Consider the following 15,935-nt stretch of genomic DNA (forward strand, 5'->3'; position numbering starts at 1 on the left):
GTAAAAATACACGATTCTTAGTGTGAATTCATCCAGCGACGTGTACCAAAAAATTGACATGAATAAGCAGCGATATTAGCCGCCTGTGCAAGTGCATCGGCAAAACTTTCTCGTAAAATATAATTACAGAAAGCACCGTGAAAAATATCTCCGGCTCCTAGTGTATCTTTTGGTTGAATATTCGGTACTTCTACAGTCCCAGTTTTCCCCTCCCAGAGATATTCTATTGGTTTTTCCCCGTGGGTAATGGCAATGTAGGGAATATTAATTTTATTAAGATATGCAAAAACTTCTTGACTTGTATGACAACCAGGAGGATAAAAATTAGCTGAACAAATCGCGTAATCTACAAAAGGTAAAAGTTCCTCAAAACCAGGTTTCCAGCTACCACCATCAATTACAACTGGGATATTCTCAGATTTAGCAATTTGCGCGATCGCTTTACCACTTTTCATTTGATGTCCATCAATCAGCACAATATCGACATTTTGTAAAATATCTGGTGGAATAGATTCGCAGTTTGCTTCAGCTTTCACAGCATTAATCGAAATTACAGCGCGATCGCCTGTAGATTTCGTGACAATAATTGAAGAGACGGGGGGTGGTTCGGTAGCGTTGTTATCAAGGTCAGCGATCGCTACTTTTAATGCTTCTAAATCTCCTTTTATTAACTGCGTCATCGGGTGAGAACCCAGCATTCCCAACACCGTAGCGTCATTACCTAAATAACCGAAAGTAACAGCCGCATTGGTTGCGGGTCCCCCTGCTGCTACAGTATAATCAGCAGCAACAATTTTCTGATTATTCTTCGGAGCAGACTCGGCAAGGTAAATCAAATCCAAAGTTACTAAACCGACAAATAAACCACAATTAGTCATTAGTTAAGCGCTTGGGTAAATCGAAAACTTAAGTTAATGGAAATTCCAGCTAGAATACATCTATTACCAGCTAAAGGTTCACCCTATGTTGCTGTAATCCGACGAAAGCCATCAAAAATTTTTCATATAATTCGTTGGAATACACAAAACGATAATCTGGAATACGGTTCTTGGTTTAAAGGTCAATTATATCCAAAAAGATGTGATATCTCTTTTGATGGACAATGGATGGTTTATTTAGCTATGGGTGCAAAAGGTAACACTTGGAATGGAGTTTGTCAGTTACCTTGGTTGAAAACCTACCTCGAAGGAGAAAACTGTGGAACTTGGTTTGGAGGTGGTTATTGGAAAACTGAAAAAGAACTATTATTAAATGGTTCTTGGGCAGAACCCAATAAAAGCATTCCTTTTCAACTAGGTAACTTAAATTCTCAGTTTGGGGGAGAAGATTTAGGTGTATTATATCCTCGTTTAGAGCGGGATGGCTGGAAAAGAAGCGGCGAAAATTACGGCGAAAATAGAAAAGTTAAGAATTCTAAAAACTATATTGTTGAATGCCTTGGCGATGATGGTTGGTATTGTCAACCAACTAAAAAACATCCGACACTAAGAATGTATTATCAAGGATATTTTGGTAATCAATCTGGATACACTTTTAAGTTTACTATAGATGAGTATCCTGAACTGCTTGATTATAATGTAGACTGGGTAACTTGGGATTTTTTGGGTAATTTAGTCTTTGCCAAACATGGAATGCTTTATAAATATGAGCTTAATGACTTCAAAAAAGGCAAGCCGAGTTTTTGCAAAGATTTGGAACCTCTATTACCTTATGACAGAAATATAGCAATCCCAAATAATTAATATTTTTTGACACCCAACACCCGACAAGGGGACAAGGGGACAAGGGGACAAGGAAGAATTTATTCTATTACCCATTACCTATGCCCAATGACGGCAGGTGCTTCAAGCCGGGGAACCCGTCCAACGCACTGCCTCCCCAATGCCCAATGCCCATCAACCATCAACCAAAGAAATGAATAATGCAAACAGATTCTAAACCAGGAACACTTTACATTGTCGGGACACCAATTGGCAACCTGGAAGATATAACTTTCCGGGCGGTGCGAATTTTGCAAACTGTAGATATAATTGCGGCAGAAGATACGCGCCATACTGGTAAACTGTTACAACATTTTCAAGTTAAAACACCCCAGATAAGTTACCACGAGCATAATCGTCAAAGTCGCATCCCGGAATTATTAGAGCATTTAAAGAATGCTCAAGCGATCGCTCTAGTCACAGATGCAGGTATCCCTTTAATTTCCGATCCGGGCTATGAATTGGTGAAAGCTTGTATTGACGCGAAGATAGCAGTAGTACCAATTCCTGGTGCTAATGCTGCAATTACAGCTTTGAGTGCAGCCGGATTGCCTACAGATAGATTTGTCTTTGAAGGCTTTTTGCCAGCCAAAGCTCAACAACGGCAAGAACATTTAGAATCTCTACAGACAGAATCTCGCACTTTGATTTTCTACGAATCGCCGCACCGATTGCAAGAGACTTTACAAAATTTAGCAGAAAGTTTCGGAAGTAATCGCCAAATCGTGTTTGCGCGAGAGTTAACTAAATTACACGAAGAATTTTTGCGCTTTACAATTGGCGAAGCGATCGCCCATTATCAAAATCGCGAACCAATTGGCGAGTATACCTTAGTAGTGGCAGGAATTCCACCCGACAAACCGCAACTGAGCGAAGCCGAACTAAAAGCAGAATTAATCGCGATTATGAATCAGGGAATATCGCGATCGCAAGCTAGCCGTCAGTTAGCAAAAGTTACATCCTTACCCCGTCGCCATCTTTATCAACTCGCTCTTGCCATCAAAACATTTGACGAAGAGACTGATATCATAGAACAAGACATAATCGGTGGAGAAGAATCACCAATTTAGGATTAAAGTAGATTTTCTCCAACATCCGATAAAGACTGATATGTAACTGAGTAGTAATTTTACTACCAGTAAGTGCATAAAACTGACTTGGGCACAATAAGTTGTGTCTAATCATCATTATGAAAAAAGCAGTTTCAATCAAATTGAGGCTACTATTACAATGGAAATTATTCATAATGAGGAACTAGTCAGAATGACCCAAGTGGTTTTAGGAGACAACGAAGGCATAGATTCGGCTCTACGTCGCTTTAAACGCCAGGTTTCCAAAGCTGGAATCTTAGCCGATGTCAAGTATCATCGCCACTTTGAAACACCCATAGAAAAGCGCAAACGTAAAGCAGTAGCAGCTAGACGCAAACGCCGTTTTAAATAAACCTATTTTGTGCTGGGGTTGCTTGATAACATTCTGTTAAACAAGCCACAGCGCATTCAATATCATTTTTAAACAAACTTTCGCGATCGCACCCCTTCAAAGGGGTGTGAGTGCGTTGAAACCAGCGATGTACAAAAAGTATCATTCATTGTGATTATGGTTAGATAAAGTAAGTCATAATTATATAGGTTGGATTAGCGCCCCCTGAAAAATTTCCTTGGTTGAAGTGACTGGCGTTTGAGGAACCAAACCCAACACATCAAGATTTTTGTTGCTAGTAGCTCAACCTAGTATTAATAACTCAAGATTCACAAATTGCTGATAGTATAGCTATTACAGCGATTCATCGCCTTTTCTACTCCTTGCTTTAGGCTGAGTTCTACACACTCAACCACGAATTCGAGTACCTCAGACATCAATTTAGTTTCGCTGGCAGAAAATCGCCCCAGAACGTGGGATACAGTATTGGAATCATCGCTACTCTCAGCATTTTTTGGTTTACCAATGCCGATTCGCAAACGGGGGAAGTTTTGAGTACTAAGATGAGCGATCGCGCTTTTCATTCCATTATGTCCCCCAGCGGAACCAGATAAGCGCAAGCGAGTTTTTCCTAAAGGTAAATCCATATCATCATAAATCACCAGCACCGACTCAGGCGGCAATTTATACCAACTTGTCACCGCTTGCATTGACTGTCCGGAGAGATTCATATAAGTAAGTGGCTTCAGCAACCGGATTTTCTCTCTATTTGGTGCAATTCCTTCGCCAAATTCACCCTGAAACTTACGATTTTCTGCCAAAGGAATCTTCCAAGAACGAGATAGCGCATCCACAGCTGCAAAGCCGATATTATGGCGTGTTTTATCGTACTTAGGTTCTGGATTCCCCAAACCGACAATTAGTTGGGGAATTACCATCGTCACAGCTTCTGTCATTTTGCCTTTAGCTTTGTTGTGAAGAACTAGCAGTATCCTTCTGTGTTGAAGACGCCTCAATTTGCTTCGGTTCAAGTTCAGCAGTAGTTTTCACAGCTTCTTGTAATTTTTCAGCTTCCTGCTTAAACTCATTTTGAAACTCCGAAGAAGCTTCTTGAAAGCCACGAATTGCCTTACCCATACTACGTCCAATTTCTGGCAGCTTCTTTGGACCAAAGATTAACAGCGCTACTACCATAATTAGACCCATTTCTGGCAAACCAATACCAAATATATTCATGATTTTTCTCCTGTTAATTTAAAAATCGCTCCAGAGGCACACATATGTAGTTTAGTAAATAGTTAGTGGATATTGGGAGCGTGGATAGTGGGAATTTGAAGAGGGGACAAGGGGGACAAGCGACGCTTGGACTGGGGACTGGAAAAAGAATTATTACCAATGCCCAATGCCCAATGCCCAATTCCCAATGCCCACTAATAACCAATTATAAAAAAACCCGGACAAGCCGGGGGGTGCGATCGCTTGCGTAGTGCAAGCTTTGTCATGTCGCATTCCTTAGCTGCCTAAACTCCGCCAATCTACATTTACATCCTGAATTAGTAGTGAGGAGTTGTAAACTTGGAGAATAATCAGCAAAAACACGAAAAATAACAGCATAAAAATAGCCATCACAGGAGTCGTACCCCAACCAGGGGCTACTTTACCATACTCAGAGTTCAGAGGTCTGAGGACATCTCCCAACCTAGTCCGTTGTGCCATAATTCACCTTTAAATTAGAGTTGCACTCATCTTTTTTTAATCTTCTGTAATATTCTATAAGAATAGCACTCATAATTTATTTTTTGATTATGGAACCCGCAACAGTTCTTATCATTTCTGTATGTGCTGGGGTGATCGCCATCACCATAGCATCGATTTATACTTCTTTTGGTCCTCCAAGCAAGCAATTAAGCGATCCTTTTGAAGACCACGAAGATTAGAATCATTCGTAGTTGGCGCTTCAGCGCTGAAGCGCTTACTACGAACACATCAAAACTCACAAATAACTTTGAAACTTAAGATTTTCCAAGGCTTTATGCTATGAGATGACGATTCAGCGGTGGACAAATAGCGTTCCAACAAATCCACTGAATCTGCCAAACTTAACTTCAAATCGCTTGTCAAAGTTAACTCAGCGGTTTCTCCGTGACATTCATAACACCGGAGAATCCACTGTTGGTCATCTTCGCCTTGCTTAAACGCCATTAAAATCAAATTCTCAGCGGATAAATTCAAGAAACTCATGCTTTCAGCCCTGCTGAGTTTTGAATTTGCAGTTCTGGCTGGGTTTAAGACAACTTTCAATGGGGTATTCAATTCATACCCGCGTCTTACCGTATGAGCAGATTCCCAACTACCAGCGTGGGGATATAAGGCATAAGTAAATTCATGAAAGCCTCGGTCAGCTTCTGGGTCGGGCCATTTGGGACTGCGTAATAGCGTTAGCCGTAATTGCTGCGGTTGACTATCGTAACCATATTTACAATCATTCAGCAAACTTACACCGTAAATACACTCATCTTGTTCCTCGGTCAAATCAGCCCAACGTAAAGCCGGAACTTCCCATTTTGCTTGTTCTGCTGGGGTTTCGCGTTTGGTTGGGCGGCGAATTGCACCACAAGGAATTTCAAAGGTAGCAAAATCGGCTTTCACATTCAGAGGAAAAGCAGCTTTCACCAAAACTTGACTTTCTTGCCAATTAACAGTGGTGGCAATTTTGAGTAAAGGTGAACCAGCTTGTAAGATATAATCTTGACAAAATTCAGATTGTCCTATTTGACGCACCACCCGCAGGCGATTTTGGACTACACCTTGTTCTAACCATTGAATAGATTTAAGCTGCGTTGGTGGTAAAGGATGCTGGGCATAATTTGGATCAATATTCCAAGCATCCCAATATTGTCCGCTATCTTGGAAAGCTTGCAATTGATTACCACCTGTTTGAGAAAGAACTTCTCGATGATTAACCTTGTCAAAAATACTCGATAAATCACCATTTTCTTCATCAACAATGACTCTCAAAAACTCATTTTCTAAAGTAAAGACGCGATTAATCGCGTCTCTACTTTTTGGGTAAAAATGTTCTTGCTTTTGCAAACCCGTTTTGCTATCATCAGGATGTGCACTGCTATGGTCATTTTTATGTTTGGCAGGACAGAGCCAGAAAATGCGATAGCCAAGAGAGGGGATATCCCCAGCAAGGAAAATAAGCTCAGACGGTTCCCTAAATTGACAAGGCAAGGCAACGCCAGCCAAATTGTATACGCAAGCGTCTAGAAAAGAATCAGGTAAATCAACAACAACTACCTCAGAACGCTGCCAATTAAGGGAGTTAAAGACGAAAATCGGTAAACTGTCAGGGTGTGGTGGTTCAGGTAGAGTAATCTGAGATGCGATCGCACTCAATGAATTTTGCAGTATCTCCGTTCCCACTTGTTGGACTTCCTCCCAAGTAGGAAGTGCATCCGTATAAACTTCCGGAATCGAAGAACCGGGCAAAATATCGTGAAACTGGTTAAATAACATTTTTTTCCAAGCCGCTTCTATCTCCGCTTTCGGATACGTAGCTTTACAGATGATTGTCGCCAAAGCCGCAAAAAGTTCAGCTTCATACAACAAACCTTCACAACGGCGATTCCAACGTTTTTGATCCGCGTGAGTGGTATAGCATCCGCGATGGAATTCTAGATAAAGTTCGTCATTCCAAGTAGGGAAGGGAGTGGGGAGTGGGGAGTGGGGAGTGGGGGGAGATGAGGGAGATGAGGGAGATGAGGGAGATGAGGGAGAAGAAAATTCATCTTGTCCTCCTTGTCCTCCAAGTCGTCCTTGTCCCCGAATCTGCTGCAAATATTTCTCTGCTGTCGTGAATTCTAACTGGGGGAAGAAAGGTGATTTTGAAAAGCGTCGGGCAGTTTCTAACATATCACGAGTCGGACCGCCGCCGTGGTCGCCGACACCCGGAAGCCAGAGACAATCTTCTAAACCAGTTTGAATTTGCCATTCACAAGCATATGATGCCATTTTAACCGGATCGATGCCTTCCCCGATAAGCGCAGACATGTAACTGAATACTTCACTACCATCAGGCGATCGCCACCAAAAAGCGCCATAATCAAACTTAGTCGTATCATTCCAGCGCAACTTCTGAGTCACAAAAAACTCAATTCCAGCCAAAGCCAAAAACTGCGGTAAAGTTGCACAGAAACCAAAACTATCCGGAACCCAAACTATAGTCGAAACCTTGCCAAACTTTTCCAACACATAGCGTTGACCATATAGTAACTGACGAGCGATCGCTTCACCCGAAATCAAATTAAGTTCCGGTTCAACCCAAAACCCTCCCAAAACCTCCCAACGTCCAGCCGCAACCGCTTTTTGAATCGCTGCAAACAAATCAGGACGATATTCTTCAAGCCAAGCATAAAGCGCTGGAGTCGAATGACAAAAAATCAACTCCGGAAAATCCTCCTGCAACCTCAAAACCGACTCAAAAGTACTTTGTGCAACCCGCCAAGTTTCACTCACTCGCCACAACCATGCTAAATCCAAATGAGCATGACCCAACAAATAGATTTTGGATTTTAGATTTTCGATTTTGGATTCAACAAGACTTTGACGCATCGCCAAAAGTCTTCTCTCTAACTCTTCCTCTGCGTCCTCTGCGCCTCTGCGGTTCGTTACCTTTGCCAAAACACCCAACTTATCCGGCGCAAACCTTTCCAAAAAACACAACAACACAGCCAACTCATCAGCCACAAAACCCGGATCTAAATCATTATCAGACTCATACACCAAAAGCGATCGCATCAAAGCCCCATCACAATGTCCAGGAATTGTCAACCGTACAGCAACAAAAAACTCCTCCCCCGGCATCACCTCACGACTCAGTAACACCCTCGGCGAACAATCAAACAAATCACCTTCAACCGCCAACTCACCATTAACATAAACCTCAGCAGAATCCGCCCACCAAGTCAACGCCAATCGCAAACACAAACCAGCCAAAGGATAGCCTTGTAAATTCTCAGGAACTATCAACTTTTGCGCCAACCATAACACTTTTCGCCCCCCACCCCAAGCAACATGTCCTTTCTCATTCAACTCAACAGGTGTCCAAACAGACAAATTAGATGCCGTAATATCCGCAACAGTTAAATCAGCTTCACTATACAGCCAAGTAGACTGAACATTCACTTGAGAACAAGAGCGCAATTCCTCAATTGCTTGGACAATCAATTTAGTATCAGATGAAAGTACAGGAGGGGTCATATTTTCGCTAAGATGATGGCAATTACTATAATTAACAGCTTGTCGTTTTATTGTTTGACGCAAGTCCAATAAATAACAAAGCGCTCAATAAAAGTTCATCATTATGCCTTCTGCTTCCTCCAATCGTTATCAAAGCAGACTATTTAACTTTGTCCATCGGCAATCGCGACGTTTAGGCGATCGCTTAAATAGCACTTTTCGCCATCTGCAAGTCGCTACAAAATGGTCATTACAAGCACTGCTTTATTCAGTAGTTATATTGGTGCAACAAGCAGTCGAATCAGTCGGTAAACAACTGCACCCCCAAACGCCGCAAAACAGGTTACATTTAGAAGCAAATAATATCCGTTCTCAACTAGAAACTCCCCCAGCCGCTGATACTCCAATTCAACGAGTGTTACAAGCGCTAGAAGACCCCTTCGAGACAGCGAGACAACCAGACAAGGGGAATGTAAATACAAGCTTCTTAGGATTTTGGGGGTTTAAATTTTTTCCAAATCAACCCAGCGCATCTAGTCTGACTTCCGATTCAACAGTTACAGACATTCCCAAGCGTCATCTGACCACAGTGCAGGGAATAGCCAGCCAACTGGAAAATCGCAATTTGGTACTTGTCACCGCCGATAATCAAATTCTCGACATTTTAACACGCCAGCAACAGGAAAAATTACAAGATAGAATTATTGGCGAAATTGCAGATTACTGGCATTATTGGCAGTTGGCTACAGAAAAAGAAACAGAAGTCTTACCAGAAATTGAGCGCTTGTTGACAAAGTTAACAGGTAATGGTATTATAACGCCTGCGCTACCCGAAGAAACGGAAACACAAGCTTTAGTTAAGTCTGAGGAAGTGCTAGCATTTCTCGATGCATCTGTGGCGAAGTTAGAATCAAATGCTTTAACTCCTTTGTCTCGCGCCACATTAACTGTACAACAACGCAGTCGGGAAATTATCAAAGTTGCCCAAACTCAGTTAAACATATTTCTTTACGGGAAAGAATTAACAGTTCGTGGTGAAGAGATTCAAAGCGATCGCTTGCGAATTAAAGCAATAATCGAAGCTGCGGTAAATTACTTTTTTGGACGCACTGGCAAAAAACTCGACGCATCCCCACCAGCAAGTAAGGTTTCCCCAGCTTTACCTATTAGCCGTCAATCGCAAAATCAAGATTTAGTCGCAGATCCTTGGCTGAGTTGGGATGATTTGTTTGGCGATTTTGAACCGATTGAGTCAGAAGTTACACAAACAGCAAATCCGGCTTTGCCTGCCAATCAATCACCAGAATATGTAGTACAAAACTGGCTTAATAGTTACCAAAATATCCCCAAAAAACCAGCTTCCAAATTGGTCAAACAGCAAAAACCAACCACCGATTTAACTCGAACTGAAAAAGCATCTGGAAAAGTCGCTGCTATAAAATCAAGTGAATCCAAGATTTCCCAGGTTGAAAGTAACAAAATGGAAACTTCTCAAAAGCAGCGTTTGCAAACAACTGAAATTGAGGCTAAACCAGATTGGATAGAAACCAAAGCAACATCAATCGGGTATGAAAAGCATCCTTTAGAGCAAATTTTAGCATGGCTTGATGCAGCGTTGCTTTGGTTGGAGGAGAAGTTTGTGAAACTTTTTCAGTCGTTGCAGCAGTTTTGGGTAGGGAAATCGAATCACAGATAAATTTGTCTGGGAATGATAAGCGATCGCCCGCTTTTTCCTCTATAAGTTTAGCAAGGGAGCGATCGCAGCTACGTGGATGCGGCAAAATTATCCTTCCAGCCAAATTCAACGCAGGGATTCTATGATTATTGTTGTTGTCATCAAACACAACAGGAGAATTCCCAGCTTAGAAAACCAATTTCCTGCAAAGGGCAGCAGCACTGCGACAATATTCAAAGCCCCAAAACTCATTGATAGAATATAGGCGATCGCAAACCCGAATATTGCTAGCAAGAAATATTTGAGGAACTTAGCAGTCAATTTGAACAGACGACTATACTGATTTGTTGTCATGGCTATGAACTCCATTGTTTTGGTTTTTACTTTGCCTAGTAGCAGCACGCTTATTTTTTCCTACAGCATTTCATAAATTCGTAGCGTTTTTAAAGCCCAGTGAGTAGCACTGTTACGAACTTGTGAAATACTGTATTAAGCTAATTCCTGCTCAAGCTTAGGCTGGATCTCTAGCAGTTGCGGGTCAATTGGACACCCAGCAGAATGATTGTTCACTTGCACTTGTAAGCCTAAAGGCGTAACTTGCACAGTAACAGTTCCATCAAACTTTGCAAGTATGCCTAAAAGGATAGTCAGCAAAGCTAAATAGGCAAAATACTTAAAGTTGTAGTTTGATAGATTCATTTTTTCCTCTCCAAGTGATTAATTTGTTTTGTTGTACCAAGAGCGAAAATAGAATCTTGAAGATGGATTATTGAAACAAAGATGCAATCACCATTTCACAATCCAAAATCCAAAATCTAAAATCTAAAATGGTATTAGTTATCAAAAACCAAAAAACGGATGTGCGAAGCTGAAGCTTCAGCAGCATCCGTCGTGGTTATTCCCATCGATTCGATGATGTGTTAGCAGAAATTTATTAAGTTGTTCAGAATCACTCTCACACGAGATTCATTTCAAAAATTCATGAGGTGGAACTTTACTGTCATCACCTCTAAGATTAACAACGCTTTATTCCGTGGATTATTGATGGCGAAAACTCGAACCCGTATCGACTGTCGTGTCCGCGATGCCGTATCACAATAGTCGCATAACCTTGCTGTAGACGAAAAGTCTCAAACAATGCGCTATCGAGTTTAGCTAGAACCTGTTCCACGGTTTCTAGGTTTTCCCGCTGTCTAGACAGCGGATTTGTTTCCCAGACAGCTAGGTCTTCTGGCATAATCAGGAAACTTTGAAAATTTCCACACCAGCAATCGACTTTGTACTGACCTTGATTAGGGTAGCACCGGATTTCCATAAGTCCAGTGTTATTAAATTGCTGAAATCTAGCTATCTGTTGTTCGCAGGAGTCGAGGATTTGCTCTACCGCTTTGGGAGGCATAAATTATTCATACACTGTAAATTTCAGATACATGTCAATCATAAAAACATTTTATTTATTGAATAAACTGTAATATATGCTACAAAAAGCAGTTATTTTTCTAAAATCATGTAAAATATGGTCCTGAAGGGCTATTTAAGAAAGCCATGATTAGCAAAATTTTGTATAAGCAACCACAAAAACTTAACAGGCGTCGCATTTTAATGTCAATATGATTTACATGTAGGCGATGCGTAGAATAAAAGCTATGAACAAAGAAAGCACTGGAGATCAAGAAGAACTACGGGACATGCTCCACTTCTTCTTAGACAAAATGGGAGCAACGCAGGTGGAACTCTCAGAAGGGATGGGTATTAGCCGACCAGTTGTGATTAATTTTTTGAATAAAGACAAGAAACAACGGTTGCCGATTGACCGTAAAAGCTTGATCGAACTGTGCAACAGTCTTCAAAGCCGTAGGATATCCAAAAGGAAATCAAAAACAGAGGTAAAAAAAACAACACAAGAAATAGAATCTAATCCTGACGAACTACGAAAGTTATTGGGAGAGATTGGAGCTGACGAACTACTGGAGTCTGCTGGTTTCTTGCCAGAGAACACTAGTATTATTAGAGTAACCCGAGAAAAGTTTTTTCAAGTTGCTCAAGTAGTTGCATTGCTTGAGTTTTTGGATTATGAAGATTTTCTGCCCACAACCCAAGAATTCTTAGCGATCGCCACTAATAAGATAGCAATTGCCAGTAAAAAGCTTTTTGGGGAGTATTCTGAGTATCAAGAGAATGACTTTCTAGAATACTTGATTGAGAACCTACAAAAATCTTACCCAACCCTGGGCTTAAAACTGAGACTGGAAGTAACTGACAAACTACAACGAACCTGGAAAAGACTTAAAGCTGGAGGAAAGAGAAACTTCACCCAAAAAGAGGCGATCGGACTCTTCCTGAGCATTGCTATCAAAGAGCAAATGCCCAAATATCCAGCGAACCTTCATTTAAGAGTTGAAAAGTTAGAATTTAGAACTTTATCCCTGTCTATTACTAAAGAAGCAGAATATAACTCAGTTTACGATAAATTCGTAAAGATTGCTAATCAGGCAGAGTGCGCTCTGAAAAATCCAGGTGTAGGCTTAACAACCCAATTAGAGGTACAGTCTCTTGACTCCCTTAGTCCAGTAATTATGGCTGTAGTAACTTGTAGCTTTAGCCCTGATGACAAAAAGAGCGAATTTCTTGAATGGATGTATACCTCTAGCAACACAATGGTGGAGAATGCTATCGGTGCTTGTAGCCTGCACATGGGCTTAACTAAGAAGGTAGCTAAAATAACCCTATCAACAAAAACTCTGGATAGCAGTATTGATTCTTTAGTTGAAACAGCGGTAATTCTGGGAAATCAACAACATTATCAAGGCATTTGGGTTGACCGCGACTCAATGATCGCTATTCTGCAAGCGATAGTCTGTGCTGCAAAGTCATGGCTAGCAGATAAAAACTGGAGTGGCGAACTCAATTTAGAAATCTACAATTCAGCATTTAAAGCTCTCTCTGAGTTGAGAATGCAATTAACTAAAGCAAGAAAGGCTTTTCAAAAATTTCAGTTTCTTGGCGAAGAGTGCAATCTCGCTGAAATTAAGAGGATTGCTGATACAGCTAGGGATGAATTGAAGAAAATTCCCAAGGACGAGATTTACTTTTCATATCGACTCAACTTCTACCGCTGCTATTTTCTCGCAAAACGACTAGAGCTAAGGCTATCCAATGCTCAAGGCAATATAAGTAACGCACGATTGCTTATTCAAGAAATTAAACAAGTCCTTGAGGAAGACGAAGAAGTAAAAAAAGAACTTGTTCCTATCCAGGCTCTAATTCAGTCAGAAGTCTATTTATATGAGCTTTCCTGCGGGCATAATTCAGATTTATTTGAATCTAGCAAGAGGAGCAAGTGGCTGGGATTGAAAGAATGGGACGATAGAATTAGAGATGCAATTCAACCAGAATCTTGTTACAAAGATCCTGGTTTGGATATTTATCAAGCCTTGTCTGAAATTTATGGAAATGTTGCGCGGATAGAGTTCTACCTTTGCGATGAGAGAAGTACGCTCTCAAAAGCCGCAGAATATTTTCTTAGAGCAGCTTACTATGCATCACGTATTGGTTTAACTCAGCGAATGTCTCGATGGCTAGCTTTAGCAGGACGAGTTTGGGTCAGACTTGGAGATGATAATTTGCCAAAACAGGCATCCAAATTTGCCGATCAACTTGCTAAAACTGATTTAACAGTTGGTCACAGTCATAATTTTTGCCAAGCAGTTCTCTCAGAAATTTCTTTGCTTGATGGAGAATATTTGCTCTTAATTCAAAATGACCCGACCAATGCTTTAGAGTGTTTTTTAAAGGCACTTAAGGGGTCTGTATATTTAGGCTTGAACCGTCGGATTTGTGATGCGCTCTTCAATATTTCGAGGTGCTCAAAGAAGCTAGGCAACTTCAGCACTAAGGAAGGACTTAGCAGGGTCTTCAAGGAAGAAGATCAGTTAACTGAATCAAACAAAGGTAAACTGAATCCAATGAGTAACCACACCTCCGAGAAAGTTTTAGATTTGCTCTGTAGCCTATGGAGTAGAGAAGATAATCCTACCTGGTTCCAAGTGCGAGGTGAGTTTTCTCAACTCGCTGCCCAAACTTGGCAAGGATGGCATCGTGATACATCTAAGCCTGGATCAACGACAAAACATCCTATCGCCAAGCGGATGGAAAGCGAATCTTGGCTTCGTCAAGTTATTTGAGCAACGGGAAAAAGTTGGGTCAGGCTTAAATTAGGCGATCGCGCTTTAGTCGCAGCTAGCTACAGCTTTGCACAAAGAAAGTAACCAATTAAATTCCAAAAAACTCTGCGTTTAATTTGTACTTAGTATCAATTACTAAATTCGGCGCGAAACTGATTGACAACGCGATCCAAACCTACGGAATGTGCGGCTTTGAAAAGTAAACGATCGCCTTCTGTGACAAATTCTTTCAATCGAGCAAGCAAATCGGCATGAGTTGCAAAGCACTCGGATGGAATACCTTTGGCGTAATGGGCGATCGCTTCTGCATCTTGTCCGTCAACCAAGACTAGCAAATTATCTAAATTCAACTTTCGCACCATTTCTCCTACTGAGGAGTGTAAGGAGTGCGATCGCTCTCCTAATTCTTTCATTGCACCCAATACGGCAATCTTCCGTTTTCCGGGTGTATCTGCTAATAATTGCAACGCTGCCATCATAGCTTCTGGTGCAGCATTGTATGTTTCATCTAATATTATCACATCATTGGGCAAAGCAAAACGTTGCGATCGTCCGGAAGGCATATCAACGACAACACCCGCTTTCAAGCACGACCAATCAATATTTACAGCTTGCGCTACTGCCAAAGCTGCCATAAAATTAGTCGCATTATGGCGTCCGGGTAAAGGTAAAGGAAGTTGGATTTCCCCGACTTTCACAGTCTGGTTATCAATTAAAAGCCCGTGGATATCGCCTCCAGACAAGCCATAAGTCAAAGTTTCGCCTTGCCAAACTTTCGCCGCCGTTGCCATTAATAATGGGTTATCGTGGTTGAGAATTGCTACACCAGATGAGGGCATTTGCGCTAATAACTCACATTTTGCTTCGGCGATCGCTTCCGTGGAACCGAGTAACTCAATATGCGCGGTTCCCACATTAGTAATTACAGCAATCGTCGGACGGGCAATTTCTGTCAGTTCGGCGATTTGTCCTTTACCGCGCATTGCCATTTCAATTACGGCATAATCATGTTCTGAACTGAGTTCTAGAAGAGTTTTTGGGACACCGATTTCATTGTTATAATTTCCATAAGTTTTGTGAACTCGTCCACGAGTTCCTAAAACAGCGGCGATGAGTTCCTTGGTGGTAGTTTTACCTACAGAACCTGTTACCCCAATTACAGGTATATGAAAGCGATCGCGCCACCAAGAAGCGATTTGTTGATATGCTTTGAGGGTATCTTTTACCTGCAAGACAGGAAATCCCGGATTTTCGTATTCAAAATCAACGATCGCAGCGATTGCATTTTTGGCGATCGCCATTGGTACAAACTCGTGTCCATCAAACTTTTCCCCTCGTAAAGCCACAAATACTTCACCCGGTTGCAAAAAACGGGTATCCGTTTGAATGGCGCTACCCAATTGTGTTAACGCAGCTTCAGATAAGTTTACAGGCTGGGCAGAAAGAACTTCAACCAGTTGAGTTAAGGTGGCAGAACAGGGCATATTACTACTTTTGTATTCCAAACGATACGTTTATTAACTTCTGGAGAGAAATACCTCTTCCGGAAGTCGTAGAGACGTTCGGTGTGGAACGTCTGTACAATAAAATTGGCATTGACACCAAAAACAATGCCAAAGAAGCGATCGCTCCTTTGGCACACTTAGTTTA

General features: G+C 41.4%; 17 protein-coding genes. 8 read left to right on the top strand and 9 right to left on the bottom strand.

Going from position 1 to position 15,935, the window contains the following annotated elements:
* Positions 1-17: 17 nt before the first annotated feature.
* Positions 18-878, bottom strand: a complete 861-nt coding sequence (locus PI95_RS15615; protein ID WP_039739691.1) for a sugar kinase — start codon at positions 876-878, stop codon at positions 18-20.
* A 36-nt stretch (positions 879-914) separates the two neighbouring features.
* Between PI95_RS15615 and PI95_RS15620 the strand changes: the two genes are divergently transcribed.
* From PI95_RS15620 to rpsU, 4 genes are all read left to right on the top strand, one after another.
* Positions 915-1,742 carry a hypothetical protein gene (locus PI95_RS15620; RefSeq protein ID WP_039739681.1) on the top strand — a complete coding sequence of 276 codons (828 nt, stop codon included), beginning with the start codon at positions 915-917 and terminating at the stop codon, positions 1,740-1,742.
* Positions 1,743-1,748: 6 nt separating this feature from the next.
* A complete protein-coding gene (locus tag PI95_RS15625) occupies positions 1,749-1,922 on the top strand; it encodes a hypothetical protein (RefSeq protein WP_163518926.1) in 174 nt (57 codons plus the stop codon).
* Positions 1,922-2,830, top strand: a complete 909-nt coding sequence (rsmI, locus tag PI95_RS15630; RefSeq protein WP_052324788.1) for a 16S rRNA (cytidine(1402)-2'-O)-methyltransferase — start codon at positions 1,922-1,924, stop codon at positions 2,828-2,830. Before PI95_RS15625 ends, rsmI begins: the two co-directional genes overlap by 1 nt.
* Before the next feature lie 193 nt (positions 2,831-3,023).
* Positions 3,024-3,203 (top strand): 30S ribosomal protein S21, encoded by a 180-nt coding sequence (gene rpsU, locus PI95_RS15635; RefSeq protein WP_029637478.1) that lies wholly within the window; start codon positions 3,024-3,026, stop codon positions 3,201-3,203.
* A 308-nt stretch (positions 3,204-3,511) separates the two neighbouring features.
* On the opposite strand, the gene pth is transcribed toward rpsU, so the two are convergent.
* Together pth and PI95_RS15645 are read right to left on the bottom strand one after the other, a co-directional pair.
* On the bottom strand, positions 3,512-4,138 hold the full coding sequence (pth, locus tag PI95_RS15640) for an aminoacyl-tRNA hydrolase (protein WP_039739680.1): 627 nt from the start codon (positions 4,136-4,138) through the stop codon (positions 3,512-3,514).
* Between the two features lie 7 nt (positions 4,139-4,145).
* The gene (locus PI95_RS15645) at positions 4,146-4,418 is read right to left on the bottom strand and encodes a TatA/E family twin arginine-targeting protein translocase (protein WP_039739679.1); all 273 of its coding nucleotides are present in this window, start codon (positions 4,416-4,418) and stop codon (positions 4,146-4,148) included.
* 80 nt (positions 4,419-4,498) lie between these two features.
* Between PI95_RS15645 and PI95_RS15650 the strand changes: the two genes are divergently transcribed.
* Positions 4,499-4,669 carry a hypothetical protein gene (locus tag PI95_RS15650; RefSeq protein WP_163518927.1) on the top strand — a complete coding sequence of 57 codons (171 nt, stop codon included), beginning with the start codon at positions 4,499-4,501 and terminating at the stop codon, positions 4,667-4,669.
* A gap of 25 nt (positions 4,670-4,694) precedes the next feature.
* Here the strand turns inward: PI95_RS15650 and psbH are convergent, their stop codons facing one another.
* Positions 4,695-4,898 carry a photosystem II reaction center phosphoprotein PsbH gene (gene psbH / locus PI95_RS15655; protein WP_039739678.1) on the bottom strand — a complete coding sequence of 68 codons (204 nt, stop codon included), beginning with the start codon at positions 4,896-4,898 and terminating at the stop codon, positions 4,695-4,697.
* An 89-nt stretch (positions 4,899-4,987) separates the two neighbouring features.
* On the opposite strand from psbH, the gene psbN reads away from it, so the two are divergent.
* Positions 4,988-5,119, top strand: a complete 132-nt coding sequence (gene psbN / locus PI95_RS15660; protein WP_039739677.1) for a photosystem II reaction center protein PsbN — start codon at positions 4,988-4,990, stop codon at positions 5,117-5,119.
* A gap of 49 nt (positions 5,120-5,168) precedes the next feature.
* Here psbN and PI95_RS15665 read toward each other — a convergent pair whose 3' ends face one another.
* A complete protein-coding gene (locus PI95_RS15665) occupies positions 5,169-8,447 on the bottom strand; it encodes an alpha-mannosidase (RefSeq protein WP_039739674.1) in 3,279 nt (1,092 codons plus the stop codon).
* 103 nt (positions 8,448-8,550) lie between these two features.
* Between PI95_RS15665 and PI95_RS15670 the strand changes: the two genes are divergently transcribed.
* Positions 8,551-10,122 (top strand): hypothetical protein, encoded by a 1,572-nt coding sequence (locus tag PI95_RS15670; RefSeq protein ID WP_039739672.1) that lies wholly within the window; start codon positions 8,551-8,553, stop codon positions 10,120-10,122.
* Between the two features lie 105 nt (positions 10,123-10,227).
* Here the strand turns inward: PI95_RS15670 and PI95_RS15675 are convergent, their stop codons facing one another.
* The 3 genes from PI95_RS15675 to PI95_RS15685 all read right to left on the bottom strand — a co-directional run bounded on the left by PI95_RS15675 (position 10,228) and on the right by PI95_RS15685 (position 11,500).
* The gene (locus PI95_RS15675) at positions 10,228-10,455 is read right to left on the bottom strand and encodes a hypothetical protein (protein WP_039740605.1); all 228 of its coding nucleotides are present in this window, start codon (positions 10,453-10,455) and stop codon (positions 10,228-10,230) included.
* Positions 10,456-10,590: 135 nt separating this feature from the next.
* Entirely contained in the window at positions 10,591-10,800 is a 210-nt protein-coding gene (locus PI95_RS15680) for a hypothetical protein (protein ID WP_039739671.1), read from the bottom strand.
* A 316-nt stretch (positions 10,801-11,116) separates the two neighbouring features.
* The gene (locus tag PI95_RS15685) at positions 11,117-11,500 is read right to left on the bottom strand and encodes a hypothetical protein (protein ID WP_039739669.1); all 384 of its coding nucleotides are present in this window, start codon (positions 11,498-11,500) and stop codon (positions 11,117-11,119) included.
* 247 nt (positions 11,501-11,747) lie between these two features.
* Between PI95_RS15685 and PI95_RS15690 the strand changes: the two genes are divergently transcribed.
* Positions 11,748-14,285 carry a hypothetical protein gene (locus PI95_RS15690; RefSeq protein ID WP_039739667.1) on the top strand — a complete coding sequence of 846 codons (2,538 nt, stop codon included), beginning with the start codon at positions 11,748-11,750 and terminating at the stop codon, positions 14,283-14,285.
* Between the two features lie 128 nt (positions 14,286-14,413).
* On the opposite strand, the gene PI95_RS15695 is transcribed toward PI95_RS15690, so the two are convergent.
* Positions 14,414-15,769 carry a UDP-N-acetylmuramoyl-tripeptide--D-alanyl-D-alanine ligase gene (locus tag PI95_RS15695; protein WP_039739665.1) on the bottom strand — a complete coding sequence of 452 codons (1,356 nt, stop codon included), beginning with the start codon at positions 15,767-15,769 and terminating at the stop codon, positions 14,414-14,416.
* Positions 15,770-15,935: the final 166 nt, after the last annotated feature.

Origin of the sequence: Hassallia byssoidea VB512170, assembly GCF_000817785.2 — a bacterium.
In the GTDB taxonomy this organism is placed as follows: domain Bacteria; phylum Cyanobacteriota; class Cyanobacteriia; order Cyanobacteriales; family Nostocaceae; genus Hassallia; species Hassallia carrinoi.